At 68.1% G+C, this 24,598-nt stretch carries 23 protein-coding genes; 18 read left to right on the top strand and 5 right to left on the bottom strand.

Annotation, left to right across the window (positions count from 1 at the left end; translation table 11 throughout):
- Positions 1–71 precede the first annotated feature (71 nt).
- A complete protein-coding gene (gene zwf, locus ACWPKK_RS23790; protein WP_324869978.1) occupies positions 72–1,592 on the bottom strand; it encodes a glucose-6-phosphate dehydrogenase in 1,521 nt (506 codons plus the stop codon).
- A 133-nt stretch (positions 1,593–1,725) separates the two neighbouring features.
- Positions 1,726–3,564: a phosphogluconate dehydratase gene (edd, locus tag ACWPKK_RS23795; protein ID WP_452009203.1), complete on the bottom strand. Its 1,839-nt coding sequence runs from the start codon at positions 3,562–3,564 to the stop codon at positions 1,726–1,728.
- A gap of 207 nt (positions 3,565–3,771) precedes the next feature.
- Here edd and ACWPKK_RS23800 point away from each other — a divergent pair, with 207 nt between their 5' ends.
- The 9 genes from ACWPKK_RS23800 (at position 3,772) to pqqE (ending at position 10,451) form a co-directional block, all read left to right on the top strand.
- On the top strand, positions 3,772–4,689 hold the full coding sequence (locus ACWPKK_RS23800) for an SIS domain-containing protein (RefSeq protein WP_452009205.1): 918 nt from the start codon (positions 3,772–3,774) through the stop codon (positions 4,687–4,689).
- A 251-nt stretch (positions 4,690–4,940) separates the two neighbouring features.
- Positions 4,941–5,402, top strand: a complete 462-nt coding sequence (gene pedF / locus ACWPKK_RS23805; RefSeq protein ID WP_324869975.1) for a cytochrome c-550 PedF — start codon at positions 4,941–4,943, stop codon at positions 5,400–5,402.
- Between the two features lie 173 nt (positions 5,403–5,575).
- Entirely contained in the window at positions 5,576–6,226 is a 651-nt protein-coding gene (locus ACWPKK_RS23810; protein WP_324869974.1) for a response regulator transcription factor, read from the top strand.
- Complete coding sequence (locus ACWPKK_RS23815; RefSeq protein ID WP_452009208.1) at positions 6,223–6,918, top strand: rhodanese-like domain-containing protein; 696 nt, start codon at positions 6,223–6,225, stop codon at positions 6,916–6,918. The genes ACWPKK_RS23810 and ACWPKK_RS23815 overlap by 4 nt, the downstream gene beginning before the upstream one ends.
- Positions 6,919–7,055: 137 nt before the next feature.
- The gene (pqqA, locus tag ACWPKK_RS23820) at positions 7,056–7,136 is read left to right on the top strand and encodes a pyrroloquinoline quinone precursor peptide PqqA (protein ID WP_014249839.1); all 81 of its coding nucleotides are present in this window, start codon (positions 7,056–7,058) and stop codon (positions 7,134–7,136) included.
- A 109-nt stretch (positions 7,137–7,245) separates the two neighbouring features.
- Positions 7,246–8,190 carry a pyrroloquinoline quinone biosynthesis protein PqqB gene (gene pqqB, locus ACWPKK_RS23825; RefSeq protein ID WP_452009210.1) on the top strand — a complete coding sequence of 315 codons (945 nt, stop codon included), beginning with the start codon at positions 7,246–7,248 and terminating at the stop codon, positions 8,188–8,190.
- Positions 8,187–8,990 carry a pyrroloquinoline-quinone synthase PqqC gene (gene pqqC / locus ACWPKK_RS23830; protein WP_452009213.1) on the top strand — a complete coding sequence of 268 codons (804 nt, stop codon included), beginning with the start codon at positions 8,187–8,189 and terminating at the stop codon, positions 8,988–8,990. Before pqqB ends, pqqC begins: the two co-directional genes overlap by 4 nt.
- The gene (gene pqqD, locus ACWPKK_RS23835) at positions 8,987–9,295 is read left to right on the top strand and encodes a pyrroloquinoline quinone biosynthesis peptide chaperone PqqD (protein WP_452009215.1); all 309 of its coding nucleotides are present in this window, start codon (positions 8,987–8,989) and stop codon (positions 9,293–9,295) included. The genes pqqC and pqqD overlap by 4 nt, the downstream gene beginning before the upstream one ends.
- A 37-nt stretch (positions 9,296–9,332) precedes the next feature.
- A complete protein-coding gene (gene pqqE / locus ACWPKK_RS23840; protein ID WP_452009217.1) occupies positions 9,333–10,451 on the top strand; it encodes a pyrroloquinoline quinone biosynthesis protein PqqE in 1,119 nt (372 codons plus the stop codon).
- 152 nt (positions 10,452–10,603) lie between these two features.
- Here the strand turns inward: pqqE and ACWPKK_RS23845 are convergent, their stop codons facing one another.
- Positions 10,604–11,425 (bottom strand): ParB/RepB/Spo0J family partition protein, encoded by an 822-nt coding sequence (locus ACWPKK_RS23845; protein WP_324869969.1) that lies wholly within the window; start codon positions 11,423–11,425, stop codon positions 10,604–10,606.
- 432 nt (positions 11,426–11,857) lie between these two features.
- Here ACWPKK_RS23845 and ACWPKK_RS23850 point away from each other — a divergent pair, with 432 nt between their 5' ends.
- Together ACWPKK_RS23850 and ACWPKK_RS23855 are read left to right on the top strand one after the other, a co-directional pair.
- Positions 11,858–12,337 (top strand): class I SAM-dependent methyltransferase, encoded by a 480-nt coding sequence (locus tag ACWPKK_RS23850; RefSeq protein WP_452009219.1) that lies wholly within the window; start codon positions 11,858–11,860, stop codon positions 12,335–12,337.
- A gap of 6 nt (positions 12,338–12,343) precedes the next feature.
- Positions 12,344–13,684, top strand: a complete 1,341-nt coding sequence (locus ACWPKK_RS23855) for a class I SAM-dependent methyltransferase (protein ID WP_452009221.1) — start codon at positions 12,344–12,346, stop codon at positions 13,682–13,684.
- A 135-nt stretch (positions 13,685–13,819) separates the two neighbouring features.
- Here ACWPKK_RS23855 and ACWPKK_RS23860 read toward each other — a convergent pair whose 3' ends face one another.
- Positions 13,820–15,979 carry a malate synthase G gene (locus ACWPKK_RS23860; RefSeq protein WP_452009224.1) on the bottom strand — a complete coding sequence of 720 codons (2,160 nt, stop codon included), beginning with the start codon at positions 15,977–15,979 and terminating at the stop codon, positions 13,820–13,822.
- A 159-nt stretch (positions 15,980–16,138) separates the two neighbouring features.
- The gene (locus tag ACWPKK_RS23865) at positions 16,139–17,290 is read right to left on the bottom strand and encodes a hypothetical protein (RefSeq protein ID WP_452009226.1); all 1,152 of its coding nucleotides are present in this window, start codon (positions 17,288–17,290) and stop codon (positions 16,139–16,141) included.
- Positions 17,291–17,495: 205 nt separating this feature from the next.
- On the opposite strand from ACWPKK_RS23865, the gene ACWPKK_RS23870 reads away from it, so the two are divergent.
- The 7 genes from ACWPKK_RS23870 to sufD all read left to right on the top strand — a co-directional run bounded on the left by ACWPKK_RS23870 (position 17,496) and on the right by sufD (position 24,598).
- Positions 17,496–18,587, top strand: coding sequence for a hypothetical protein (locus tag ACWPKK_RS23870; protein WP_452009229.1), 1,092 nt, complete (start codon positions 17,496–17,498; stop codon positions 18,585–18,587).
- Complete coding sequence (locus ACWPKK_RS23875; protein ID WP_324869963.1) at positions 18,584–19,009, top strand: phage holin family protein; 426 nt, start codon at positions 18,584–18,586, stop codon at positions 19,007–19,009. The genes ACWPKK_RS23870 and ACWPKK_RS23875 overlap by 4 nt, the downstream gene beginning before the upstream one ends.
- Before the next feature lie 10 nt (positions 19,010–19,019).
- Positions 19,020–20,072 carry a hypothetical protein gene (locus ACWPKK_RS23880; RefSeq protein ID WP_452009233.1) on the top strand — a complete coding sequence of 351 codons (1,053 nt, stop codon included), beginning with the start codon at positions 19,020–19,022 and terminating at the stop codon, positions 20,070–20,072.
- 304 nt (positions 20,073–20,376) lie between these two features.
- Complete coding sequence (locus ACWPKK_RS23885) at positions 20,377–20,847, top strand: SUF system Fe-S cluster assembly regulator (RefSeq protein WP_324869961.1); 471 nt, start codon at positions 20,377–20,379, stop codon at positions 20,845–20,847.
- Between the two features lie 45 nt (positions 20,848–20,892).
- Positions 20,893–22,377, top strand: coding sequence for a Fe-S cluster assembly protein SufB (sufB, locus tag ACWPKK_RS23890; protein ID WP_452009236.1), 1,485 nt, complete (start codon positions 20,893–20,895; stop codon positions 22,375–22,377).
- 98 nt (positions 22,378–22,475) lie between these two features.
- A complete protein-coding gene (sufC, locus tag ACWPKK_RS23895) occupies positions 22,476–23,228 on the top strand; it encodes a Fe-S cluster assembly ATPase SufC (protein WP_149225614.1) in 753 nt (250 codons plus the stop codon).
- Positions 23,228–24,598, top strand: coding sequence for a Fe-S cluster assembly protein SufD (gene sufD / locus ACWPKK_RS23900; protein WP_452009239.1), 1,371 nt, complete (start codon positions 23,228–23,230; stop codon positions 24,596–24,598). The genes sufC and sufD overlap by 1 nt, the downstream gene beginning before the upstream one ends.

Genomic DNA, 24,598 nt, shown 5'->3' on the forward strand with positions numbered 1-24,598 from the left:
CTTATATGCGGCCCGCCCCAAACCGCGCAAGCACTTTTTTCAGTGCCATGTCGATTTTTCGAGCGACCCGCTCAGAAGGCGGCCGATGGGATCTCGTCGTCGTGCCAGGTGCGGCCGTCGCGTTCGATCAGGGCGATGGACTGCGAGGGCCCCCAGGTACCGGCGATATAGGGCTTCGGCATCTCGTGCCGGGCCGCCCAGCCGTCGATGATCGGCTCCGCCCACTGCCATGCAGCCTCGACCTCGTCGCGGCGCATGAAGAGGGTGGAGTTGCCGCGCACCACATCCATCAGCAGCCGTTCATAGGCATCGGGGAAGCGGCCGCCGAAGGTCTGGGCGAAGCTGAGGTTGAGAGCGGCCGGACGCAGACGCATGCCGCCCGGTCCCGGCTCCTTCGTCATCAGGTGCAGGCGGATGCTCTCATCGGGCTGCAGCCGGACGATCAGGCGGTTGGCCTGCAACTCGCCCGCTGCCTGTGGGAAGATCGAATGGCGGATCGGGCGGAACTGGATGACGATCTCCGACATCTTGGCCGGCAGGCGCTTGCCGCTGCGCAAATAGAAGGGCACGCCGGCCCAGCGCCAGTTGTCGATCTCCAGCTTCAGCGCGACGAAGGTCTCGGTGCCGCTGCCGGGCGGGATGCCGGGCTCGTCGAGATAGCCGGGCACCGCACCGCCGGCTACCGCACCGGCGCGATATTGCCCGCGGACGGTGCAGCCGCCGATCTCGTCGGTCCCGATCGGCTTGAGCGAACGCAGCACCTTCAGCTTCTCGTCGCGCACCGATTCCTGGGCCAGCGAGATCGGGCATTCCATGCCGACCAGACAGACGAGCTGCAGCAGATGGTTCTGCACCATGTCGCGCAGGGCGCCGGACTGGTCGTAGTAACCGCCGCGCTCCTCAACGCCGACAGTCTCGGCGACGGTGATCTGCACATGATCGATATGGCTGGCGTTCCACAACGGCTCGAACAGGGAGTTGCCGAAGCGCAGAGCCAGCAGGTTCTGCACCGTCTCCTTACCCAGATAGTGGTCGATGCGGTAGATCTGCTGCTCGGAGAAGACGGCGCCGACCTGATCGTTGATCTCCTGCGCCGAAGCGAGGTCGCGACCGATAGGCTTTTCCAGAACGACGCGGGAGTCCGCGGTGGCCAAACCGAAGGCACGCAGCTGATCGCAGATCGGGCCGAACAGGCCGGGCGAGGTCGCGAGATAGAAGATGCGCACCGCGCCGGCGCGTTGGGCCGGCGGGTTTTCCAGCCGTTCCGCCAGTTCGCGCCAGCCGTCGTCGGAGGTGGCATCGACCGGAACATAATCCAGCCGTTCCAGGAAGCGCGCGATCAGGGCGATGTCGCGCTCGTCGGCGTGGACATGCTGTAGGATCGCCTGCTCCGCCTTCGCGCGGTAGTCGGACGGGCTCAGCGGGCTGCGCGAGACACCGATGATGCGGCTGCCGTCGGCCACCTGCCCCGCCTTGTCGCGGAGATAGAGTGCCGGCAGCAGCTTGCGCAGGGCCAGATCGCCGGTGCCGCCGAACACGGTGTAGTCGAAGGGAGGCAGTGCGGGAGCGGCGACGGTGGAGCGGGGTTGCATCTTCGGACCTCTCGACATCGGTGGCACGGTGCCTCACGCAACCCGTGCGTCATGGTGCCACAGGGATGGGCCGGTCACAATCCGGGCCGGCATGGCCCGGCGCCGGCCCGAACGTCCATGGAATTCCGCCGGATCAGCCCAGCAGGTTGAGAACCGAGGCGCCGCTCTCCGCTGGGCCGGCATTGTGGCGGAACAGGGAGAACAGCTCGCGACCGCAGCCGTGGGAGGCATCCTCGCTCGGCGGCGGTGGGGCGCCGCGGCTTTCCCACTCCGCAGCGTCGACCAGGGCGTCGAGCGTCCCGGACTCCGCGTCCAGTCGCAGCATGTCGCCGTCGCGCACACGGCCGAGCGGGCCGCCGCCCTGCACTTCCGGCGTGACGTGGATGGCGGCCGGCACCTTGCCCGAGGCCCCGGACATGCGGCCGTCGGTCACCAGCGCGACCTTGAAGCCCTTGTCCTGCAGCACGCCCAGCGGCGGCGTCAGCTTGTGCAGCTCCGGCATGCCGTTCGCGCCGGGCCCCTGGTAGCGGACGACCACGATCACATCGCGGTCGAGTTCGCCGGCACGGAAGGCAGCCTGGACGGCTTCCTGGTTGTCGAAGACACGGGCCGGGGCCTCGACGACGCGATGTTCCGGCTTGACCGCCGAGGTCTTGATGACGCCGCGGCCGAGATTGCCGGTCAGCACGCGCAGGCCGCCTTCGGCCGCGAAGGGTGCCGCGGTGGTGGCCACGACCGTCGGGTCGCCGCTCTGGTCGGTGCCGGCACGGGTCCAGGTCAGGGCGCCGCCCTCGTCGAGGTCCGGCATGCTGCGGTAGGGCTCCAGCCCGCCCTCGCCCAGGATGGTGGAGATGTCGGTGTGGACGAGGCCTGCGTCGATCAGCTGGCCGATGACGAAGGGCATGCCGCCTGCCTGATGGAAGCGGTTCACGTCGGCGCTGCCGTTGGGATAGACGCGGGTCAGCAGCGGCACGACCGCCGACAGCTCCGAGAAATCCTCCCAGTTCAGCTCGATGCCGGCGGCGGCAGCAATGGCCGGGATGTGCAGGGTGTGATTGGTCGAACCGCCGGTCGCGAGCAGCCCGACGATGCCGTTGACCAGCGCGCGTTCGTCGACGATGCGGCCGATCGGCGTGCCGGCGCCGGGGGCCGTCATCGCCACCACCCGGCGGGCGGCGGCGTCGGTCAGCGCATCGCGCAGCGGCGTGTTGGGGTTGACGAAGCTGGCGCCCGGCAGGTGCAGGCCCATGATCTCCATCAGCATCTGGTTGGTGTTGGCCGTACCGTAGAAGGTGCAGGTGCCGGGCGCGTGGTAGGACTTGGACTCGGCGTCCAGCAGCTCCTCCCGCCCGACCTTGCCCTGAGCGTAGAGCTGGCGCGCCTTTGCCTTGTCGGCATTGGACAGGCCGGACGGCATCGGGCCGGCGGGCACGAAGATCGTCGGCAGATGGCCGAAGGCGAGCGAGCCGATCATCAGGCCGGGGACGATCTTGTCGCAGATGCCCAGGCACAGCACGCCGTCGAAGGTGGCGTGGGACAGCGCCACGCCGGTCGCCAGCGCGATGACATCGCGGCTGAACAGCGACAGCTCCATCCCCTCATAACCCTGGGTGACCCCGTCGCACATGGCGGGCACGCCGCCGGCGACCTGCGCCACGCCGCCGGCCGCACGCACCGACTCCCGGATCATGGCGGGATAGCGCTCGTAGGGCTGGTGGGCGGAGAGCATGTCGTTGTAGGCGGTGACGATGCCGATCGACGGCTGCTTCTCACCCCGCAGAGCCGCCTTGTCGTCCGCCGCGCAGGCGGCGAAGGCGTGGGCGAGATTGGCGCAGCCCAGGCGATGGCGGCGGGGCTTCCCGCCGGCGCTTTCCAGCCGGGCCAGATAGGCCGCACGGCGGTCGCGGCTGCGTTCGGCAATACGCTCCGTCACGCGGGCGACGACAGAATTCAGGGGGGCGGGCTTGCTCATGATCGCGTCTCGACCGTTAGAGGGAGGCGATGATTTCCGGACCGGACCATACGCCAGGGGCGGCAGCGTGTGAAGAAAATTTTTTTCATACATGGAGTTCCGGCACTGGATTTCTCGCCATGTGCGGAAAAATTCTTCATAGTGAACGCCGCCTTCCGGCAGGGATGCCGTCCCCCGCGGGGCTTTCCAGGAAAGTAACTTTACGCCATGCCACCCCCGGTCAACAGCGCTGCCGCCATCACTGCACCATTGGATATACTGGATGAGATCCGCCGGCTGCGAGGCGCGTTGAAGCGGTCGGAGGGACAGATCGCCGATCTGGTGCTGGCCGAACCGCGCCGGGTGCTGGATCTGAACGTCACATCGCTCGCTCAGGCGGCGGAGGTGAGCGAGGCTACGGTGGTGCGCTTCTGCCGCAGCGTCGGCTGCGCCGGTTTTCCGGATTTCAAGCTGCGTCTCGCCGAATGCCAAGCGCGCGACGCCCTGCGCGACGAGGTGCGGAGCGGAACGCCCTATGTCAGCCAGGATGTGGCGCCCGACGACGATGTCGGCACGCTGGCGCGAAAAATTTTTTCATCGAGCGCCGCGGCACTGACGGCCGCCTCCGCCACGCTGGACGAACAGGCGCTGGATCGGGCCATCGCCCTGTTGGCGGCGGCACCGCGGGTGCTGTGCGTCGGCACCGGCGGGTCCAACGCGTTGGCCCAGGATGCGGCGCACAAGCTGCTGCGCTTCGGCGCCGATGCCCAGCCCTGCGCCGACCCGGTGCTGGCGCGCATGCTGCTGGTCAACATGGGAGCCGGCGGGGTGCTGCTGGCGCTGTCCAACACAGGGCGCAGCGGGGCGATCAACGAGTTGGCGGCGGCGGCGCGGGCACAGGGCACGGCGGTGGTCGCGATCACCGCCCCGCGGTCTCCGCTGGCCAGCATGGCGAGCGTGGTCATCGCCAGCCAGCCGGTGGAGGATACGGAGATGTACACGCCGATGGCGTCGCGGCTGGTCCACCTGACGCTGATCGACGTGCTGTCGACTGGCGTGGCGCTGCGGCTCGGCGATCCGGCGGTGCGGCAGCTGGCGAAGGTGAAGGCGGCGATCAATGCCGGGCGGCTCCCGCCACTGGCGTGACCGGAGCGCGCGACCCTGCCGCATGCGTCATCCGACCATCGTTCAGGTTGCCGCCGGACGGTTCGGCCGGGCTTGAGCATGGCGGCGCCTCGCGGTCTTGTACCATTGTCGAATAATTAAGCGAACGAACGATTGCTATCCTCGGCCGCAATCCGGCCTTGCAACCGTCCCGCATGCCCGCAAATCCTTGGACAACGGGCGATCGGACTGCGGCGGGGCCACAAGCAAGGATGCAGGAAGAGGACGCACCGATGACGCTCAGCCCCGCCACGCCGCCTCCCCTCCCCCGTCGCCGTCCGGCACTGCATGCCGCCGCCCTGGCCGGAGTGCTGGCACTGGCGCTGCCCGGTCCGGTCCATGCCCATGGCGATGTCGTCCCGCAGGCGGTCGACACCAGCGGACTCGAGAAGCTGGGCGACAAATGGCGCGACAGCAATCCCTACCGCAGCAACCAGCGCGCCATCGAGATCGGGTCCTCCGCCTTCAACCAGAATTGCGCACGCTGCCATGGGCTGGGCGCCGTGTCCGGCGGCATCGCACCCGACCTGCGCTATCTCGAAAAGGGCGATGCCGGCGACGAATGGTACAAGGAGCGCGTGATCAACGGCTCGATCCGCAACGGCGTCACCTACATGCCGGCCTTCGGCGAGGCGCTGGGGCAGGAGGCGCTGTGGGCCATCCGCTCCTGGCTGGAAACCGTGCACGAGGAGTGATCACAGAGGCCGGGACCGAAGGGAGTAACACTGATGGCGGTGCGGCATGTTCGCGCACAAAACAATTCGTGTCATTCGCGGTGTTGCGCCCCCCCATTTCGGTCTGACACAATGAGCGAGAGACTTTTTACCATATCCCGCCCCGCCCGCCGCTGCACAGGGAACCGCAGGCCATGACCCGGATCCTGATTGCCGATGATCACCCGATGGTGCGCGACGCTTTGCGCAGCGCGGTTCTCTATTCCTGCCAAGCCACCGACGTGATGGAGGCGGACCGCCTCGACAGCGTCATGCAGGCGCTGGAGGAGCGCGGCGACCTCGACCTCGTGCTTCTCGACGTCAACATGCCGGGCATGAACGGGCTGGGCGGGCTGCGCACGCTGCGCCAGCGCTTTCCGGCGACGCCGGTCGTCGTCGTGTCCGCCCATGAGGAACGGCGCTGGGTTCGCGAGGCGATGGAGAGCGGAGCCGCCGGCTTCATCCCCAAATCGACCCCGCGCGATGCCATTGCAGCGGCCCTGCGGCAGGTGTTGAACGGCGAGCTTTACGTTCCGCCGTCCGCCGGGGAAGAGACCGCCGCAGAAGAGGCGGAGGACGCCGAAACCGCGGAGATCGCGCGGCGCATCGCCACCCTGACCGCACAGCAGCTGCGGGTGCTGGAGTTGCTCGGCACCGGCAAGCTGAACAAGGAGATCGCCTTCGACCTCAGCATCACCGAAACGACGGTGAAGGCGCATGTCTCCGCCATCCTGCAGAAGCTGAAGGTCTACAGCCGCACCCAGGCGGTGGTGATCGCCAACCGCGTGCTGGCCGAGCGGCGGTGAGAGTCGACGACGAATTGCCCCCACCCCGACCCTCCCCCGCTGGGCGGGGGAGGGAGATTGGCGCAGGAGCGGCGGAGTTCCCTCTCCCGCCCAGCGGGGGAGGGTTAGGGTGGGGGTCTAACTTCTCAAAGATCACCGCACTCCTTCTTCTCCTCGCAGTCTCCACCCCCGCCCTCGCCGCCGGTATCCCCCAGCCCGACGGCTACCGCCTGTCCGACTACCGGTCCCCCACGCCGGACGGCATTGCCGGCGGCGAGACGGTCGACACGCCGGCGGTGCAGACCCTGCTGTCGCAAGGCCGCGTCATCCCGATCTTCGTACAGCGGCTGGAGCGCAGCACGCTCCCCGGTGCTCCCTGGCTGCAATCCAAGCCATACCGCCAGATTCCCGGCAGCGTGTGGTTGCCCAATGTCGGCATGGGTGCGCCCGACGATGCGACCCTGGCCTGGTTCGAATCACAGCTGGAGCGGCTGACCGCAGGCGACCGGACCCGCGATCTGCTGTTCTATTGCCTGTCCGATTGCTGGCTGTCGTGGAACGCCGCCAAGCGTGCGGTGTTGCTTGGCTATGCCCGTGTCCATTGGTACCCGACGGGCATCGACGGCTGGATGGAGGCCGGTCTGCCGACGGAGGAGGCGCATCCGCTGCCGCCCCCGCCGCCCGGCGCCGCACGCAACCCGTCCGCGCCCTGACTCGCCTGCGGACGGTGTCGCCGAAAGGGGTGGCGGATTGCACCATCGTAGCATGGCGGTCCTCCGCCCCGGCCCGCTACTCTTCATCTCGCCAACCATCTTGGTCAGCAACAGTCAGCAAGCAGGAGCATCACGCAATGAAGACCTGGCGCAAACCGAAGACCACCGAGATCGCCGTCGGCACCGAAATCAACGCCTACGCCTGCGCCGGTCTCTAAGCCGGTCGATGCGGAGCCGGGGGGACGGGGTGCTCGCATCCCCTCCCCGGCATCCAATCCAAGAAACCGCGGCAAGACGGTTTTCAGATAAGACGTGAAGGCAGTGGCGATGAAGATTCTCGTCCTCGGATCGGCGGCCGGCGGGGGCTTCCCGCAATGGAACTGCGCCTGCGAGGGCTGCCGCCGCGCCCGCACCGGCGATCCGGCGGCCAAGCCGCGCACCCAATCGTCGCTGGCGGTGAGTGCCGATGGCGAGCGCTGGCTGCTGCTGAACGCCTCGCCCGACCTGGGCGCGCAGCTGCTCGCCAACCCGCAGCTTCACCCGAAGGAGGGCCTGCGCGGCAACCCGATCGCCGCGGCCCTGCTGACCAACGCCGACATCGACCATGTCGCGGGTCTGCTGACCCTTCGCGAATCCCATCCCTTCGCCGTCTATGCCACCCCGCGCGTCCATAGCGTGCTGGCCGCCAACAGCGTCTTCAACGTGTTGAGCCCGGAATTCGTCGCCCGCCGTCCGATGGCGCTGGGCGAGCCGTTCCACCCCGCCGGAGCCGACGGCCGCCCGCTGGGGCTGGAGGTGGAGGTCTTCGCCGTGCCGGGCAAGGTTGCGCTTTATCTGGAGGATGCCTCGGCCGGTCCCGGTTTCGGTTCCGTCGCCGAGGACACGGTGGCGCTGCGCATCCGACCGACCGACGGGTCGAAGAATGGCTCCAATGAGGGCTTCTTCTACATCCCCGGCTGCGCCGGCATGCCCGGCTGGCTGGCCGACCGGCTGCATGGCGCGCCGCTGGTGCTGTTCGACGGCACCACCTGGACCGACGACGAGATGATCCGCAGCGGCACCGGGGTGAAGACGGCGGGGCGCATGGGTCACATGCCGATGTCGGGGCCGGCCGGCAGCATGGCCGCCTTCGCGCCGCTGAACGTCGCCCGCAAGATCTACATCCACATCAACAACACGAACCCCGCCCTGCTGGAGGATTCGCCCGAACGGGCGGAAGCCGAGGCGGCCGGCTGGCGCATCGCCCATGACGGGCTGGAGCTGACCCTATGACCGACCATGCAACTGCCCCGATGTCCGGCGCCCTAATGTCCCATGAGGAGTTCCGCGCCGCTCTCTATGCCATCGGCGAGCGGCAGTATCACGACCTCCACCCCTTTCATCAGCTGCTGCACGGCGGCGTGCTGAAGAAGGGGCAGATCCAGGCCTGGGCGCTGAACCGCTTCTATTATCAGGTGTCGATCCCGCGCAAGGACCTGACCATCATGTCCCGCATGGACGACCCGGCGTTGCGCCGCGCCTGGCTGCAGCGGGTGCTGGACCATGACGGGCTGACCCAGTCCGGCGAATTGGACGAGACCAGGGTCGGCGGGATCGAGCGCTGGCTGCGGCTGACCGACGGTCTGGGGCTGGACCGCGACTACGTGAAGTCGCTGGAGGGCATCCTGCCCGCCACCCGCTTCGCAGTGGACGCCTATGTCAACTTCGTCCGCGACCATTCCCTGCTGGAAGCGGTGGCGTCCTCGCTGACCGAGTTGTTCGCGCCGTCGATCCATCGCGAGCGCATCGCCGGTTTCGAGCGCAACTACGCCTTCGCTAACGACAGCACCCTGTCCTACTTCCGCAAGCGGCTGGACGAGGCGCCGCGCGATGTGGAGTTCGGGCTGGAATATGTGCTGACCAATGCCCATACAGCGGAACAACAGCGCCAGTGCCTGCGCGCGCTCCGTTTCAAGACGGAACTGCTGTGGGCCCAGCTGGACGCCCTGCATCACGCCTATGTCACCCCCAACCTGATCCCGCCCGGCGCCTTCGTGCCGGAGGACATGGAACCGACACGGTACAGCCGGTGAACGCACTCACTCCCCATATCAGCCCCCATATCGGCGAAACCGACCGGCTGCGGCTGGCGCCCGGCGTCATGCTGCGCAACGACCGCCGCCGCGGCGAATGGATGCTGATGGCGCCCGAACGGCTCCTGGTGCTGGACGAGATGGCGCTGGCGGTGGTGCGTGCCTGCGTCGGGGCGGAGGTCGCCGACGTGGCCGCCGGAATCGACCGGCTGACGGCGGAATACGACGCCCCGCGTGGGGAGGTCGCCGCCGACGTGCTGGAGATGCTGACCGACCTGCGCAACAAGGGCTATGTCGTCACATGAGGTGCCCCAGGAGGCGCGTCCCCAGGAGGTGTTTCCAATGAGCTGCGCCCTGCCCGCCTTCGCCGCCGCGAACCAAACTGACCCGGCACCGCCCTTCGCCGTGCTGATGGAGCTGACGCATCGCTGCCCGCTGCGCTGCCCCTACTGCTCCAACCCGGTGGCGCTCGATGCCGCCAGCGCGGAACTGGACACCGCCACCTGGAAGCGGGTGCTGGACGAGGCCGCCGATGTCGGCGCCCTCCAGGTCCATTTCTCCGGCGGCGAGCCCTGCGTCCGCAAGGATCTGGAGGAGCTTGTCGCCCATGCGACGGAAATCGGGCTCTACAGCAACCTGATCACCTCCGCCGTCCTGCTCGACCAGCCTCGGCTGGAACGGCTGCAGCGCGCCGGGCTTCAGCATGTGCAGATCAGCCTGCAGGATTCGGAGGCCACCGGCGCCGACCGCGTCGGCGGCTTCAAGGGCGGTCATGTGAAGAAGCTGGAGGTGGCACGCGCGGTGGTGCGGCAAGGCTTGGCGCTGACCATCAATGCCGTGCTGCATCGCCACAACATCGACCGGGTCAACGACGTCATCGATCTGGCGATGGAACTCGGCGCCGGTCGGATCGAGATCGCCAATGTGCAGTATTACGGCTGGGCGCTCGCCAACCGGGCGGCGCTGATGCCGTCGCGCGAACAGCTTCTGGCGATGGACGCCGCGGTGCGTGCGCGCCTGCCGGAACTGGCCGGGCGGATCGTCGTCGATTACGTCGTGCCCGATTACTATGCCCGCCGGCCGAAAAGCTGCATGGGCGGCTGGGCCCGGCGTTTCATGAACGTTACCCCGCGCGGCCGCGTCCTACCCTGCCATGCCGCCGAGACCATCCCGGGATTGGAGTTCGAGACGGTCCACGACCGCAGCCTGTCCGACATCTGGCGCGACGGCCCGGCCTTCGCCCGCTACCGCGGCACCGCCTGGATGCCGGAACCCTGCCAATCCTGCGACCAAAAGGAAGAAGACTGGGGCGGCTGCCGCTGCCAAGCATTGGCGCTCGCCGGCAGCGCGGACGCGGCCGACCCGGTCTGCGAACTGTCTCCGGCCCATGCGGAGGTCGCCGTCCTGCGCGACCGCGATGCGGCGGCGCTGGAGGCGGAGTGGCGGTATCGGGGGGTTTGAGGGTCGTCGGTTTCGATTGCCCCAACTCCAACGCTCCTCCGCTCTCAGCGGACCTGCGGTCCGCCTGCCGCGTCAGCACATGGCGGAGCTTTGTGCGAGAGCTGGGCGGGAGGTTAGCTGGGATCTAACTGGGCACAAGCACACACTCCCCCTCAATCCACCATCGGTTCGTCGCCCAGCAGCAAATCGATGCGGCGGCGCAGGCTGATCAGTTCGCGGCGCTGCATGTCGTCGACATAGGCGCGGTGCTCGCGCGGATCGCCCAGCTTGGCGGTGGCGCGGCGCAGCGCGTCGAGGAAACGGCCGACCGCCGACATGGTGCGCAGCGACGGCTCCTTGGCGGCATCCTTGCGGCTGCGGGCGGCCTGGACGGTGCCGTCACCGGCCTTCACCTGCTCCCACAGCGCCATCTGCTCTTCCAGGTCCTTGATCCAGGCGATCTCGATCAGGGTGGAGCGGGAGACGTCGTGGTGGGCGGCGGCATATTCCTGCTTGATCGTCTCCGGCAGGCTGTTCAGCCGCAGGGTATGGCTTATGTTGCTCTGGCTCTTGCCGATGATGCGGCCCAGCTGCTCCTGGGTGTAGCCGAAACGGTCGATCAGCCGGGCCAGCGCCTCCGCCAGTTCCAACGCGTCCAGGTCGACGCGCTGCACATTCTCCACCAGCGACAGCTCGTCCGGATTGCCGGAGGTGACCAGCGCATAGATGGTCGCCAGCCCCAGCATCTCATGGGCGCGCAGCCGGCGTTCGCCGGCGACCAGCCGGTGACCGCCCACCGTCTCCTGCACCAGAATCGGCTGTTTCAACCCGTAATGCGCGATCGAGTCGGCCAGCCCCTGCATTTCCTCCGGGTCGAAATGGCGGCGCGGCAGATGCGGGTTGCGAAGGATCCGTGAAACATCGAGTTCCAGCAGCCGGGGCGGTTTGCCCGCATCGTCGAACAGGTCCGAATGATCGGGCGCGAGCGTCGGCATGTCGTGTTCTGGTCCCTTGGTTCCCAGTCCTTCCGGTTCCGCAACGGTGCCCCGGCGATCCCGGCCATGTCAACGGTGGAGTGGAAGAAAAGGAGAACATTGCAGCGGCGATTCGCGAATGGAACGGCTGTTGGCGGCCCCGCGTCGCCACGGAGTACCCCTTTCGGCCAAGCGTACCGAAATACTCGACGACCATAATGCTTCATGGCTTCGTCACGGTTTTGTTAAACGATCATTCAAAATCCATTCGGCTGGCGCAACGAAACGTAACTCAGTAGAAAGGGTTGAAGCAGAGCCGAGGAATTGATCCGGCGTCTGTTGGGAGGTCGGTCGATGTCACTTGCTGAACGCAAGCTTTTTGTCGAGCGCTGGATTCGCTCACCCCTTAAGGTCGCATCGGTAACTCCAAGCGGTCCCGAACTGTGCCGTGCCATGGCGAAGGCCGCCCAATGCGGTCCCGACCGCCGCGTGGTTGAGCTTGGCCCCGGAACCGGCCCCGTCACCTCCGCCCTGCTCGGCCATGGCGTCATTCCCGGCAATCTGCTGATGGTCGAGTTGGACCCCGCCTTCGTCGACCATCTGTCGGTGCTGCATCCGGATGCGACTGTGGTGCGCGGCGACGCGACGCGGGTGCATCGGATCGTCCAGGCCCATGGTTGGGAGACCTGCGACGCGGTGGTGTCCGGCCTGCCGCTGATCGCCATGCCGCTGTCGGTCCAGGCGCGGATCGTGCGCGGCGCCTTTTCCGTGCTGGCGCCCGACGGGGTTTTCGTGCAATTCACCTACGGCCCCTTCGCCCCGGTGAACCCGGAGTTGATCCGGCGGCTGCGGCTGAAGCCGCGGCGCCATGCCTGGATCGCCCGGAACCTGCCGCCGGCGTCGGTGTGGACCTTCCGCCGGCTGCCCCAATGAGTCATTTTGACCGCTGAACCTGTCCTGGTATCCAACCTGTTGGACGAGGCGCGCGCCCTGATCGACGCGCGCCGTTACCGCCCCGCCCTGCGCCTGTTGCGCAGCGACGCCATTCCCACCGGTCTGGAGCGGCTGCATCTGTTGGGGCTGGCCCTTCTCGGCCACCGCGACGCCCCGGCGGCCATCGCCTGCCTGCGCCGGGTGCTGGCGGACCGTCCGGACGACGTCGATCGCCTCGCCGCCTTGGCGCAAGCCCATCAGGCTGACAACGCCCCCTTCCCCGCCGTCCGCTGGTTCGAGCGTGCGGTTCGAGTTTCCCCCGGCTGCCCACCCCTGACGGCGGCACTGGCCGGCGCGCTGCGCCGCGACGCCCGTTATGACGACGCGCTCGTCCTGGCGCGCAAGGCGCTGGCAAGCGGCGATACCTCCCCGGACATCCGTTACGAGGCGGCGATGGCCGCCGCCTATCTCGGCCGCGACGGCGTATCGCTGGCCCATTTCGATGCGCTGCTGGCCGACGATCCCGAACATGCGGCCGCGTGGTTCGGCAGCCATGCACAGGCGCTGCACGGTCACGGCTCCGACGAGGCGCTGCGCCGCCTGCGCCGTGCGACGCGCTGCGGCGGGGCCAATGGGAAATACTGGGGCTATCTCGCCGCCACCCTGCGACTGCTCGGCCGCGATGCCGAGGCGGATGCGGTCGAGGCCGCGGAGATCGGCGACAACCCGAAGCGCCGGCCGCTGCCGGACGGGACCAGGGCGCTGCTGCCGAAGCTCTCATCCGACTTCCGCCTGTTCGGCAACAGCGGCCGTCTGCTGCGCCATGCGCTGGCCTGCGCCGGCACGCCCGGTCTGGTGCTGGAGTTCGGCGTGCGGCGCGGCACCTCGCTCGACCACATCGCCGACGCCGCCGGCCAGGAGGTCCACGGCTTCGACTCGTTCGAGGGGCTGCCGGAGGGCTGGGTGAACTCCCCCCGCGGCGTGCTGACCACCGACAGCCAGCTGCCGCCGGTGCGCGACAACGCCCGCCTGCATGTGGGGTGGTTCGAGGACAGCCTGCCGCCCTTCCTGGCGGGTCATGCGGGGCCGGTGCGCTTCGTGAATGTGGACAGCGACATCTACGCGTCGGCCCGCACGGTGCTGTCCGCGCTCGCGGACCGGGTGCGGCCGGGGACCGTCATCGTGTTCGACGAGTATATCGGCAATCGCAGCTGGCGCGACGACGAGTATCGGGCGTTCCAGGAATTCGCCGTGGAGAATGCGGTCCAGTACGAGTATTTCGCGGCCAGTCCCTACACCAAGCAGGTGGCGGTGCGGGTGTTGGGAGTTGGTGGGAAGCGACGTTAGACCCCCACCCTAACCCTCCCCCGCTGGGCGGGGGAGGGGATAAGTGCCGATGCGGGAGAGCAGCGGCAGTCCCTCCCCCGCCCAGCGGGGGAGGCTAGGTGGGGGTCTAACTGCTCCTTAACTCAGCCCCCTCACTCACCCCGCCGCCTTCACCTGACGGCGGCGCGCATGCAGGACCGGCTCGGTGTAGCCGTTCGGCTGGACACGGCCCTTGAACACCAGATCGCAGGCCGCCTGGAAGGCGATGCTGCCGTCGAAGTTGCCGGCCATCGGCTTGTACAGCGGGTCGCCGGCGTTCTGCTTGTCGACGACGGCGGCCATGCGCTTCATGACCTCCATCACCTGGGCCTCGGTGCAGATGCCGTGATGCAGCCAGTTGGCGATGTGCTGGCTGGAGATGCGCAGGGTGGCGCGGTCTTCCATCAGCCCGACGTCGTGGATGTCCGGCACTTTGGAGCAGCCGACGCCCTGGTCGATCCAGCGCACCACATAGCCGAGGATGCCCTGGGCGTTGTTCTCCAGCTCCTCCCGGATCTCGTCCTCCGACCAGTTGGGGCGGTCGGCGAGCGGGATGGTCAGGATGTCGGACAGGGCGGCGGCCTGACGCTTGGCCAGCTGGTCCTGCACCTCGGCCACATTCACCGAGTGATAGTGGGTGGCGTGCAGGGTGGCGGCGGTCGGCGACGGGACCCAGGCGGTGTTGGCGCCGGCCTTCGGGTGGCCGATCTTGGCGACCAGCATGTCGGCCATCAGGTCGGGCATCGCCCACATGCCCTTGCCGATCTGCGCGCGGCCCTTCAGACCCGCCTTCAGGCCGACATCGACGTTGTTGTCCTCATAGGCCGAGATCCACTTGGTGGCCTTCATCGCCGCCTTGCGGACGACCGGGCCGGCCTCCATGGAGGTGTGGATCTCGTCGCCGGTGCGGTCCAGGAAGCCGGTGTTGATGAACACCACGCGGTCCTTGGCGGCGCGGATGCACTCCTTGAGGTTGACGGTGGTGCGCCGCTCCTCGTCCATGATGCCGACCTTGAGGGTGTTGCGGGCCATGCCCAGCAGGTCCTCGACGCGGCCGAACAGCTCGTCGGTGAAGGCGACCTCTTCGGGGCCGTGCATCTTCGGCTTCACGATGTAGACCGAGCCGGCGCGGCTGTTGCGCAAGCCCCCATCAGCCTTCAGATCGTGCAGCGCGATCAGCGAGGTGAAGACGCCGTCCAGGATGCCTTCCGGCGCCTCGCTGCCGTCGGACAGCTTGACCATGTCGATGGTCATCAGGTGGCCGACGTTGCGGACCAGCAGCAGGCTGCGGCCGTGCAGGGTGACGCTGCCGGTCGGCGTGGTGTAGGTGCGGTCCGGGTTCAGCTTGCGGATGACGGTCTTGTCGCCCTTGGGGAAGCTGGCCTCCAGCGTGCCCTTCATCAGGCCCAGCCAGTTGCGGTAGGCGACGACCTTGTCCTCCGCATCAACGGCGGCGACGGAATCCTCGCAGTCCTGGATGGTCGACAGGGCGGCTTCCAGTACGACGTCGGCGACGCCGGCCGGATCGTCCTTGCCGATCACGCTGCTGCGGTCGATGCGGATCTCGATGTGGGTGCCGTTCTGCACCAGCAGCACGGCCGACGGCGCCGAAGCCTCGCCCTGCCAGCCGACGAAGGCGGCCTTGTCCTTCAGCCCGGTCTTGCCGCCGCTCTTCAGCGTGACCGCCAGCGCCTCGCCCTCGACCGCATAGCCGGTGGCGTCGGCATGGCTGCCCTCGGCCAGCGGAACGGCGTCGTCCAGGAACTTGCGCGCCCAGGCGATCACCTGCGCCCCGCGGGCGGCGTCATAGCCGCCGGCCGCCGGAGTGCCCGGAATGGCGTCGGTGCCGTACAGCGCATCGTACAGGCTGCCCCAGCGCGCATTGGCGGCGTTCAGGGCATAGCGGGCGTTGGTGATCGGCACCACCAGCTGCGGGCCGGCGAGATAGGCGATCTCCGGATCGACGTTGCCGGTGCCGACGGCGAAGTCGCCACCCTCGGGCACCAGATAGCCGATCTGGCGCAGGAAGGACTCGTATTCGGCCTGATCGAAGACCTTGCCGCGGCGGGCGGCATGCCACTCGTCGATCTGGGCCTGCAGGCTGTCGCGCTTGTCCAGCAGAGCCTTGTTGCGCGGCGCCAGCTCGTGCAGGAGTTGGTCGAGGCCGGTCCAGAGACGGTCGGCGTCGACACCGGTCCCCGGCAGCGCCTCGTCATTGATGAAGTCGTACAGCGGTTGGGCGATTTCGAGGCCGCCACGGCGGATCCAGTTGCTCATCTCGTTGCGTGTCCCATTCTCTTGCGCTCGGTTCGCAGACTCCTCTCCGGGAGTCTTGGTTCATCGGTTATCGCGTCTTCCGCGCGAGCCGGTCAACACAATGTCGCACCGCAGCGTATGGAGAAATGGTAGCAGACGGCTGGTGTCCGCCGGGCCCGGTCAGGCGAGCAGATCGAGGGCCGCAGCCGGCTGGGCAATGGAGGCGACCGGCGACGACACGCCCGGGATCTCCGCCGCGTCCGCATCGCCGCCGCCCAGCAGCCCGGCCGCGCCGAGCGCCTCGCCGGACCCGAAGGCGGCGGCGCGCAGGGCGTTCACCTCCTTCTGGGCGGCTTCGACCATCTTGTCGTCCGCCTTGAAGCCTTCGCGCCGCTCCCGCCGCCGTTTTTCCGATTCCTCCAGCATGTTGGCGGCCTTGGCCTCACCGATGATGCGCTTGGAGGTGGCAAGCACGCCTTCCACCCGCTGGCCGAAAGCATCGGCCTCGCGATAGCGCGACATCTTCATGGCGTTGTCGGCCATCATCTGCTGGATCATCGGACCGTGGCCGCTGATTGGTCTGCCGGCGGCCACGCCATGTCCGGTCATCCCACCGGCGCCCAGCCCGGACAGAACATCCTCGACCAGCCGGGCAATGTCGTCGGGCAGTGCGCCGTCCTGGGACGCGGTTTGGGCAGCGGACTCGGCATCGGCCGCGGCACCGGCTGCCATCAGGTCGGCGGTTGTTTCGGCCGCGTTTTGGACGGCGCTTTGGGCCGGAACCCCCTCCCCCGCCGAAATGTCGATGGTCAGCGTCAGTTCGGTCTGCTGCAGGGTCAGGCTGGTGGTGCTGCGCGTGATGGTGGTCTCGCTGGACAGCATCGTTCCGCCGGCCGCGGCGGCGCTGTCGCCGGGCAGACCCAGTTCCGCCGCGGCCTTGATGCCGGCGCCGTACTCCTTGGCAGCGCGCCCGGCCTCACGCGCCAGCAACGCGGCTTCGCGCGCCAAGGCCGCCAGCTTCTGCGCATCGCCCTGGGCGAAGCGCATCGCCAGCTTCAATTGCTCAATTTTGCGTTCGACCTGCTCCAGCCGGGCCGCTGCGGCCTCCTTGGGCCCGCCGACACGCCGCGCCTCCTCCAAGGCGGCCCTGGCGGCGGAGTTGTCGCTCTGCCATTTGGCCGATGGCTGGGTCATGGCATGCGCACGCTCCGCCTTCTGGGCGAGTTGGCCCTTGGCGTCCTTCGCCTCCAGTTCCTTCTCCCAGGGCTTCTTCGCCTGCTGCAGCCGGAAAAGGCCGGACTGGCCGTCCGCCACCACGCTGAAGACGCTCATGCCGCCACCCTCCGGCCCGGCCGAACCAAGTTGTTCGCGGCAAAGTTTAGCACAATCGCCGCAACTGTCCATTTCGCGCAGGCCCTGCGTGGAACCCCAAGGCTTGGCTGGTGTTTCACTTCCCGACACCCGATTCCGCAACGGGCGGTGCGAAACCGCAGGCGCGGAGCCGCGGAATACCGGAATCCCGAGGAGGAAAGACACGATGCCGAACCGCGACATGACCGGCACCGGCGGAACGACCCCGACCGGCTCCACCACTGGACATTCGACCGCCGGCAGCAGCTCCACCACCGCCAACACCCCGTCGGGCGGGCGCGGCAGCGTCGAGGACATCAAGAAGACCGTCAACCGTGCCGCCGACGACGCCATGGAGACCGGCCGCGAAACGCTGGGCCAGGCCCAGGGCCGCATCCGTTCGCTGCTGGAGCAGCAGACCGGCCGCGCCGCCGACCAGTTGGGCGGCGTCGCCAACGCCCTGCACAAGGCCGCCGAGCAGCTGAACCAGGAGAATGGCGGCGTGGTCGCCGATTACGCCGTGCAGGCGGCCGACCGTGTGGAGCGCGTCGCCGACATGCTGCGCGACGCCACGGTCGACGACATCGTCGGCGAGGTGGAAGGCTTCGCCCGCCGCCAGCCGGAGGTGTTCATCGGCGCCGCCTTCGCCGTCGGCTTCCTGGCCGCACGCTTCATCAAGAGCTCCGGCGAGCGCCGGATGCACCGCGCGTCCACCTCGTTGCGCGGCAACGCCCACCCGTCGCAGTCCGTGCGCAGCACCCGCGGCACCGCGTATGACGTCGGCCGCGACCGCGGCCGCGACATGAACCGCGATTCCGACCGCACGCCGAGCCGCGGCATGGCCGGCGGCATCGCCGAGTCCGTCAGCCGCGGCACCCCGTCCCACAGCGCGGACACCCCCACCACCGGCTCCACCAGCGTCAACACCGGCAGCCTCGCCGGTCGCATGGAGTCGGAACGCGGAGCGGAGCGCCTGGGTGAGCCGAAGCCGGCTGCCGCCGGCCGCATCGGCATGCCGCTGTCCACCGCGCCGGCCTCCGTCACCGGCCGCACCGCGTCGCCGTCGGCCGATACGGCGCTCGGCACCAGCACGGTCAGCACGCCCGCCGGAGTTTCGGGCGCCACCGGCAGCGCCGGCAGCTCCGTGAATGCCGGCACCACCGGCGTCGGCACCACTGGAGTCGGCGGCACCGGCAACACCACCGGCACCAGCGGAACCCAGGGCGGGGCCGCCGGCACCACCTCCTCCACCTCCAAGCCGCAGGGACAGCGTCCATGAGCGCCGCCGAGAACCGCTATGACGAGCCGCGGGATCCGCGGCAGGACCGGCCGCTCGCCGGCCTGTTCGCCGATCTCGCCCGCGAATCCGCCAACCTCGCCCGATCCGAGATCGCGTTGGCGAAGGCCGAGCTGACCGACAAGGCCACCGAGGCCGCCGGCGGCGTGGCCTTCATCGCCGTCGGCGGACTGGTCGCCTTCGCCGGCGTCCTGGTCCTGCTTGCCGCTGCGGTTCTCGGCCTGTCCAACGTCCTGGCCCCATGGCTGTCAGCGCTGATCGTCGGCGTGGTGGTTCTGGCGGTGGGAGGCATCCTGGCTTACGTCGGCAAGAACCGGCTGAGCCCCGCCAACCTCCGCCCCCGCCGCACCATGAACACGCTGGAAGACGACAAGCGTTGGGCCAAGTCCCAGCTTGCCCGCTAGGGGCCGGCCGATGGCGGACGACAAAAGCACTCCCGCGGCCGGGCAGGCAGCCACGCCGCAGGATCTCGACGCCCTGGAGGGCGACATCCGCGCCAGCCGCGCGCGCATCGGCGGCACCGTCGATGCGCTGCGCGACCGCACCGCACGTCTGCGCGGCAGTCTGGCGCGGTGGTCGCCCCAATCCCTGATGGAGAACACCATGAAGCACACCTACACGCCGGCGACGCCGGAAACCCCGTCCCAGCGTTCCCACCAGCATCAGTCGGACCGTTACGAGAGCGGCCAGACCGTCCACTACAAAGGGTCGCGCTCGCGCTCCGCTTCGGACGGCTCGATGCTGAGCAGCGTCACCAGCAACCCGATCCCGCTCGCCCTGGTCGGCATCGGGCTGGGCTGGCTCGCCCTGTCCAGCACCGGCTACGACCGCCGCATCGCCCGGTCCAGCACGGTTCGGTCGGCCCGCCACCGCATGGGCGACGCCGTCGATTATGCCCGCGAGTCGCTGAGCAGCGCCTCCGACAGCGTGCGCAGCGCCGCCAGCTCCGCCTATGACAGCGCGTCGGGCGCGGTCGGTTCTGCCTACGACAGCGCCTCGGGCACCGTCAGCGGGATGATGGGTGGCTCGGACGACGATCATGCGTCGGGCCGGGGCGACATCCATGGCCAGCGGCAATCGCAGGGCAACGCCGGCCGCGGCATGTCGCGTCTCTCCTCCATGGCGCCGTCGACCGATCATCTGCGCCACCGCGCCCATGACATGACGACCGGCTTCTGGGACCTCGTGGAGGATCACCCGATCGTCGCCGGGGTCATGGGTGTCGCACTGGGCGCGGCCATCGGCGCCGCCCTGCCGGGCACCCGCTATGAGAAGCAGTGGGTCGGCGAGTATGCGGACGAGGCGACCGAGCGCGCCAAGGCGATCGCGATGGACGCGCTCGACCGCGGCACCCGCGCCGCCCAGGCCGCGGCCCAGACCGTTGTCGAGTCGGCCAAGGAGGACGTCCGCGAGGTCGTTTCGGAAGCCACCAACGCCGCCCGCGAGGAAGTCAAGAAGCCGGGCTGACCCCCGCTTCCCAACTGAATCGGACCGACCCCGCGCCCTTCCGGCGCGGGGTTTTCCGTTTCTCCACCCAGATTGCGACAAACCGCCGCACCATCGCCAACGGGCGCCGCCTTGGCTGTAGCGTGATGGATGGAGCGACGCTATAACCAAGTAGGCTTGATGGGTATTCCCGGCGGATCAGCTATGCATAGGCGCCAAAGCCGCGGAAACCCTGCACTTTAATCGACAAACGCCCCTTGCCCCCCGGATCAATCAGGACTAAATTGGTCCTGTATTCGAAACCGGGGTGAAACGGGGTGCGGTCATGATCCGGCTGAGCAAGCTGACCGACTATGCCATCGTCGTGTTGAGCGAGATGGCGCGGCAGGTGGGTGCGGTCCATACCGTCGCCCATCTGGCCGATCGCACCGGCGTGCCCGCCCCGACCGTCGCCAAGCTGATGAAGGCGATGACGCCGGCGGGCCTCACCACCTCGCAACGCGGTGCTGCCGGCGGTTATGCGCTGAGCCGCCCGGCCGATGCAATCTCCATCGCGGAAATCATCACGGCGCTCGACGGTCCCATCGCGCTGACCGCCTGCGTCGACGGCGCCGACAGCCAATGCGGGGTGGAGCAACTTTGCCCCATGCGCGGCGGTTGGGAAAAGGTGAACCGCGCCATTCGCGGCGCGCTGGAGGAGGTGACGCTGGCCGACATGATGGCCCCCATCACCTTCCCGGCCCCGGCAGCCGCAACGAATTCCACTGCCGCCCAGCCGGCCCGCCCTGCGCATTGAACGGCGCGCACCGAACAGCATTCTTGAGAAGGACGAGGCAAAGCCATGGCCGCCCAACCGGAAACCGTCGAGCAGGTCCGCGCCGTCACGGAGCAGAAGTACAAGTACGGCTTCACGACCGACATCGAATCCGACGTCGCGCCGAAGGGCCTGAACGAGGACATCGTCCGCTTCATCTCCGCCAAGAAGGAGGAGCCGGAGTGGCTGCTGGAATGGCGCCTGAAGGCTTTCCGCGTCTGGCAGACGATGGAGGAGCCGCAATGGGCCGCCGTCAGCTTCCCGCCCATCGACTATCAGGACGCGCATTACTATGCCGCGCCGAAGCAGAAGGTCGGGCCGAAGTCGCTGGACGAGGTCGATCCGGAACTGCTGAAGACCTACGAGAAGCTGGGCATCCCCCTGCGTGAGCAGGAGATCCTGGCCGGCGTCGAGGGATCGGAGGGCAAGAGCCCGGCCATCGCCGTGGACGCCGTGTTCGACAGCGTGTCGGTCGCCACCACCTTCAAGGCGAAGCTGGAGGAGATGGGCATCATCTTCTGCGCGATCTCCGAGGCGGTGCAGAAGCACCCGGAACTCGTGAAGAAGTATCTCGGCTCGGTGGTGCCCTACACCGACAACTACTATGCGACGCTGAACTGCGCAGTGTTCACCGACGGCAGCTTTGTCTACATCCCCAAGGGTGTGCGCTGCCCGATGGAGCTGTCGACCTACTTCCGCATCAACCAGGCCAACACCGGCCAGTTCGAGCGGACGCTGATCATCGCCGACGAAGGGTCTTACGTCAGCTATCTGGAAGGCTGCACGGCACCCCAGCGCGACGAGAACCAGCTGCATGCCGCGGTGGTGGAACTGGTGGCGATGGACGACGCGACGATCAAGTATTCGACCGTCCAGAACTGGTATCCCGGCAATGCCGAGGGCGTCGGCGGCATCTACAACTTCGTCACCAAGCGCGGCGCCTGCCGCGGCAGGAACTCCAAGATCTCCTGGACGCAGGTGGAGACCGGCTCGGCGATCACCTGGAAGTATCCGAGCTGCATCCTGCAGGGCGACAATTCGGTGGGCGAGTTCTATTCGGTCGCCATCACCAACAACTTCCAGCAGGCCGACACCGGCACCAAGATGATCCACATCGGCAAGAACACCCGCTCGACGATCGTGTCGAAGGGCATCTCGGCCGGCAAGGCGCAGCAGACCTACCGCGGGCTGGTGAAGATCCTGCCCAAGGCGGAGGGTGCGCGCAACCACACCCAGTGCGACAGCCTGCTGATCGGCGACAAGTGCGGCGCCCACACGGTCCCCTACATCGAGAGCCGCAACCGCTCCGCCCGCATCGAGCATGAGGCGACGACGGCCAAGATCAGCGAGGACCAGCTCTTCTACTGCCGCCAGCGCGGCATCTCGGAGGAGGACGCGGTGTCCCTGATCGTCAACGGTTTCTGCAAGGAGGTCCTGAAGGAACTCCCCATGGAATTCGCCGTGGAGGCGCAGAAGCTGGTGGGCATCAGCTTGGAAGGCAGCGTGGGGTAAGAGCGTGCCCTCCCCTCTCCCTCGTGGAGAGGCGGAGGACAGAGTGAAGCCACCGGACGGCGTGCCGGCAGCCAGAAGACGACAACGAGGCGAAGACGATGATCGAAATCAAGAACCTGCACGCCACCGTGGACGGCAAGGAAATCCTCAAGGGCGTCGACCTGACCATCCGCCCGGGCGAGGTCCACGCCATCATGGGGCCGAACGGCGCCGGCAAGAGCACCATGTCCTACGTGCTGGCCGGCCGCGACGGCTATGAGGTCACGGAGGGTTCGGTCACCTATTACGGCAAGGACCTGCTGGCGATGGAGCCGGAAGAGCGGGCGGCCGAAGGCGTCTTCCTGGCCTTCCAGTATCCGGTGGAAATCCCCGGCGTCGGCAACACCACCTTCCTGAAGACGGCGATCAACGCCATCCGCAAGCATCGCGGCGAGAAGGAACTGGACGCCATGCAGTTCCTGAAGCTGATCCGCGCCAAGACCAAGGCTCTCGGCATGTCGGACGAGATGCTGAAGCGCGCGGTCAATGTCGGCTTCTCCGGCGGTGAGAAGAAGCGCAACGAGACGCTGCAGATGGCGGTGCTGGAGCCGAAATTCGCCATCCTCGACGAGACGGACAGCGGCCTCGACATCGACGCGCTGAAGATCGTTGCGGAGGGCGTCAATGCGCTCCGCTCGCCGGAGCGGTCGATGCTGGTCATCACCCACTACCAGCGCCTGCTCGACTACATCGTTCCCGACTATGTCCATGTGCTGGCCGCCGGCCGCATCGTGAAGTCGGGCGGCAAGGAACTGGCGCTGGAGCTGGAGAAGAACGGCTACCGCGACTTCGGCGCGAGCGAGGCGGCGTGATGACGGTGCAACATCCCTCCCCCCTTCACCCTATGACCTACTCGACGCGCGGTGCCGATCCGGCGACGGCGCCGGCCTTCCTGGCGCCGCTCGACGAGATGGGCGCCGGCCTGCCCGGCAGCGGTCTGTCCTGGCTGAACGAGCTGCGCGCCGCGGGGCGTGAGCGCTTCGCCGCCGTCGGCCTGCCGACGATCAGGAACGAAAGCTGGCGCTACACCAACCTGCGCGACCTCGCCAAGGTCAGCTTCCAGCCGGCGGCCCCGGCGGCGGCAGCCATCGACCTGCTGCCGACCGTGCGGGCCGAAGGGCAGGACGGTCCGCGTCTGGTGTTCGTCGACGGCCGTTTCCGCGCCGACCTGTCCTCGGTCGAAAGCTTGCCGCCGGGTGTGGAACTGCTGAGCCTCGCCGCCGCGCTGACCAGCCATGCGGACCTGTTGGCCGACCACATCGGCCGCCTCGCCGCTGCCGACGACCGGCCGCTGGTGGCGCTGAACAGCGCCTACCTCGCCGACGGCCCGGTCCTGCATGTGCCGGCCGGCGTCCGGGTGGAACGGCCCATCGAGCTGGTCTTTGTCTCCGTCGGGTCCGAGGCGCAGGCGACCACCTGCCATCCGCGCATGCTGCTGATCGCGGAGGCCGGATCGAAGGCGGTGGTTGTCGAACACCATGTCGGCCGCGGCGCCGGCACCACGCTGTCGAACCACGTCACCGAGGTGTTCGTCGGCGAAGGCGCCATCCTGCACCATTACAAGTCGCAGCGTGAGGGCGCCGGCGCCATCCACCTGTCGCACATCGCGGCGACGGTGGCGACCGGCGGCTGCTACGACAACTTCATCCTGACGACGGGCGCCAAGCTGTCGCGCAACGAGGTGGTCAGCCGCCTCGACGGGACCGAGGCGCGGACGCATGTCAGCGGCGGCTATCTGGTCCGCGGCACCCAGCATGCCGACACCACCACGGTGATCGTCCACGCCCAGCCGAACGGCACCAGCCGCGAGGTCTACAAGGGCGTCATCGACGACACCGCCCGCGCGGTGTTCCAGGGCAAGATCACCGTCTGCCCGGATGCGCAGAAGACCGACGGCTACCAGCTGAACCGGGCGCTTCTGCTGTCCGACGGGGCCGAGATCGACAGCAAGCCGGAGCTGGAAATCCATGCCGACGACGTGAAGTGCAGCCACGGCTGCACCGCCGGCGAGTTGGACGACGACGCGCTGTTCTACCTGCGCGCCCGCGGCATCGACCGCGACACCGCCCAGGGCCTGCTGATCGGCGCATTCCTGTCGGAATCCCTTGAGGAGATCGCCGAGGAGTCGATCCGCGACGCCTTCCAGGGGATCATCGCCGGCTGGCTGGAGGAGCAGAAGTAA

The organism is Azospirillum largimobile, assembly GCF_977007025.2.

Excerpts from the sequence above, each read along its gene's own strand:
- pqqE (WP_452009217.1), top strand. The coding sequence starts at position 9,333 with ATGAGCTGCGCCCTGCCCGCCTTCGCCGCCGCGAACCAAACTGACCCG.
- ACWPKK_RS23865 (WP_452009226.1), bottom strand. The coding sequence starts at position 17,290 with ATGAGCGTCTTCAGCGTGGTGGCGGACGGCCAGTCCGGCCTTTTCCGG.
- ACWPKK_RS23850 (WP_452009219.1), top strand. The coding sequence starts at position 11,858 with ATGGCGAAGGCCGCCCAATGCGGTCCCGACCGCCGCGTGGTTGAGCTT.
- pqqC (WP_452009213.1), top strand. The coding sequence starts at position 8,187 with ATGACCGACCATGCAACTGCCCCGATGTCCGGCGCCCTAATGTCCCAT.
- ACWPKK_RS23845 (WP_324869969.1), bottom strand. The coding sequence starts at position 11,425 with ATGCCGACGCTCGCGCCCGATCATTCGGACCTGTTCGACGATGCGGGC.
- ACWPKK_RS23870 (WP_452009229.1), top strand. The coding sequence starts at position 17,496 with ATGCCGAACCGCGACATGACCGGCACCGGCGGAACGACCCCGACCGGC.
- pedF (WP_324869975.1), top strand. The coding sequence starts at position 4,941 with ATGACGCTCAGCCCCGCCACGCCGCCTCCCCTCCCCCGTCGCCGTCCG.
- ACWPKK_RS23800 (WP_452009205.1), top strand. The coding sequence starts at position 3,772 with ATGCCACCCCCGGTCAACAGCGCTGCCGCCATCACTGCACCATTGGAT.
- ACWPKK_RS23810 (WP_324869974.1), top strand. The coding sequence starts at position 5,576 with ATGACCCGGATCCTGATTGCCGATGATCACCCGATGGTGCGCGACGCT.
- zwf (WP_324869978.1), bottom strand. The coding sequence starts at position 1,592 with ATGCAACCCCGCTCCACCGTCGCCGCTCCCGCACTGCCTCCCTTCGAC.
- edd (WP_452009203.1), bottom strand. The coding sequence starts at position 3,564 with ATGAGCAAGCCCGCCCCCCTGAATTCTGTCGTCGCCCGCGTGACGGAG.
- ACWPKK_RS23885 (WP_324869961.1), top strand. The coding sequence starts at position 20,377 with ATGATCCGGCTGAGCAAGCTGACCGACTATGCCATCGTCGTGTTGAGC.
- pqqA (WP_014249839.1), top strand. The coding sequence starts at position 7,056 with ATGAAGACCTGGCGCAAACCGAAGACCACCGAGATCGCCGTCGGCACC.
- sufC (WP_149225614.1), top strand. The coding sequence starts at position 22,476 with ATGATCGAAATCAAGAACCTGCACGCCACCGTGGACGGCAAGGAAATC.
- ACWPKK_RS23875 (WP_324869963.1), top strand. The coding sequence starts at position 18,584 with ATGAGCGCCGCCGAGAACCGCTATGACGAGCCGCGGGATCCGCGGCAG.
- sufD (WP_452009239.1), top strand. The coding sequence starts at position 23,228 with ATGACGGTGCAACATCCCTCCCCCCTTCACCCTATGACCTACTCGACG.
- ACWPKK_RS23880 (WP_452009233.1), top strand. The coding sequence starts at position 19,020 with ATGGCGGACGACAAAAGCACTCCCGCGGCCGGGCAGGCAGCCACGCCG.
- pqqB (WP_452009210.1), top strand. The coding sequence starts at position 7,246 with ATGAAGATTCTCGTCCTCGGATCGGCGGCCGGCGGGGGCTTCCCGCAA.
- sufB (WP_452009236.1), top strand. The coding sequence starts at position 20,893 with ATGGCCGCCCAACCGGAAACCGTCGAGCAGGTCCGCGCCGTCACGGAG.
- ACWPKK_RS23860 (WP_452009224.1), bottom strand. The coding sequence starts at position 15,979 with ATGAGCAACTGGATCCGCCGTGGCGGCCTCGAAATCGCCCAACCGCTG.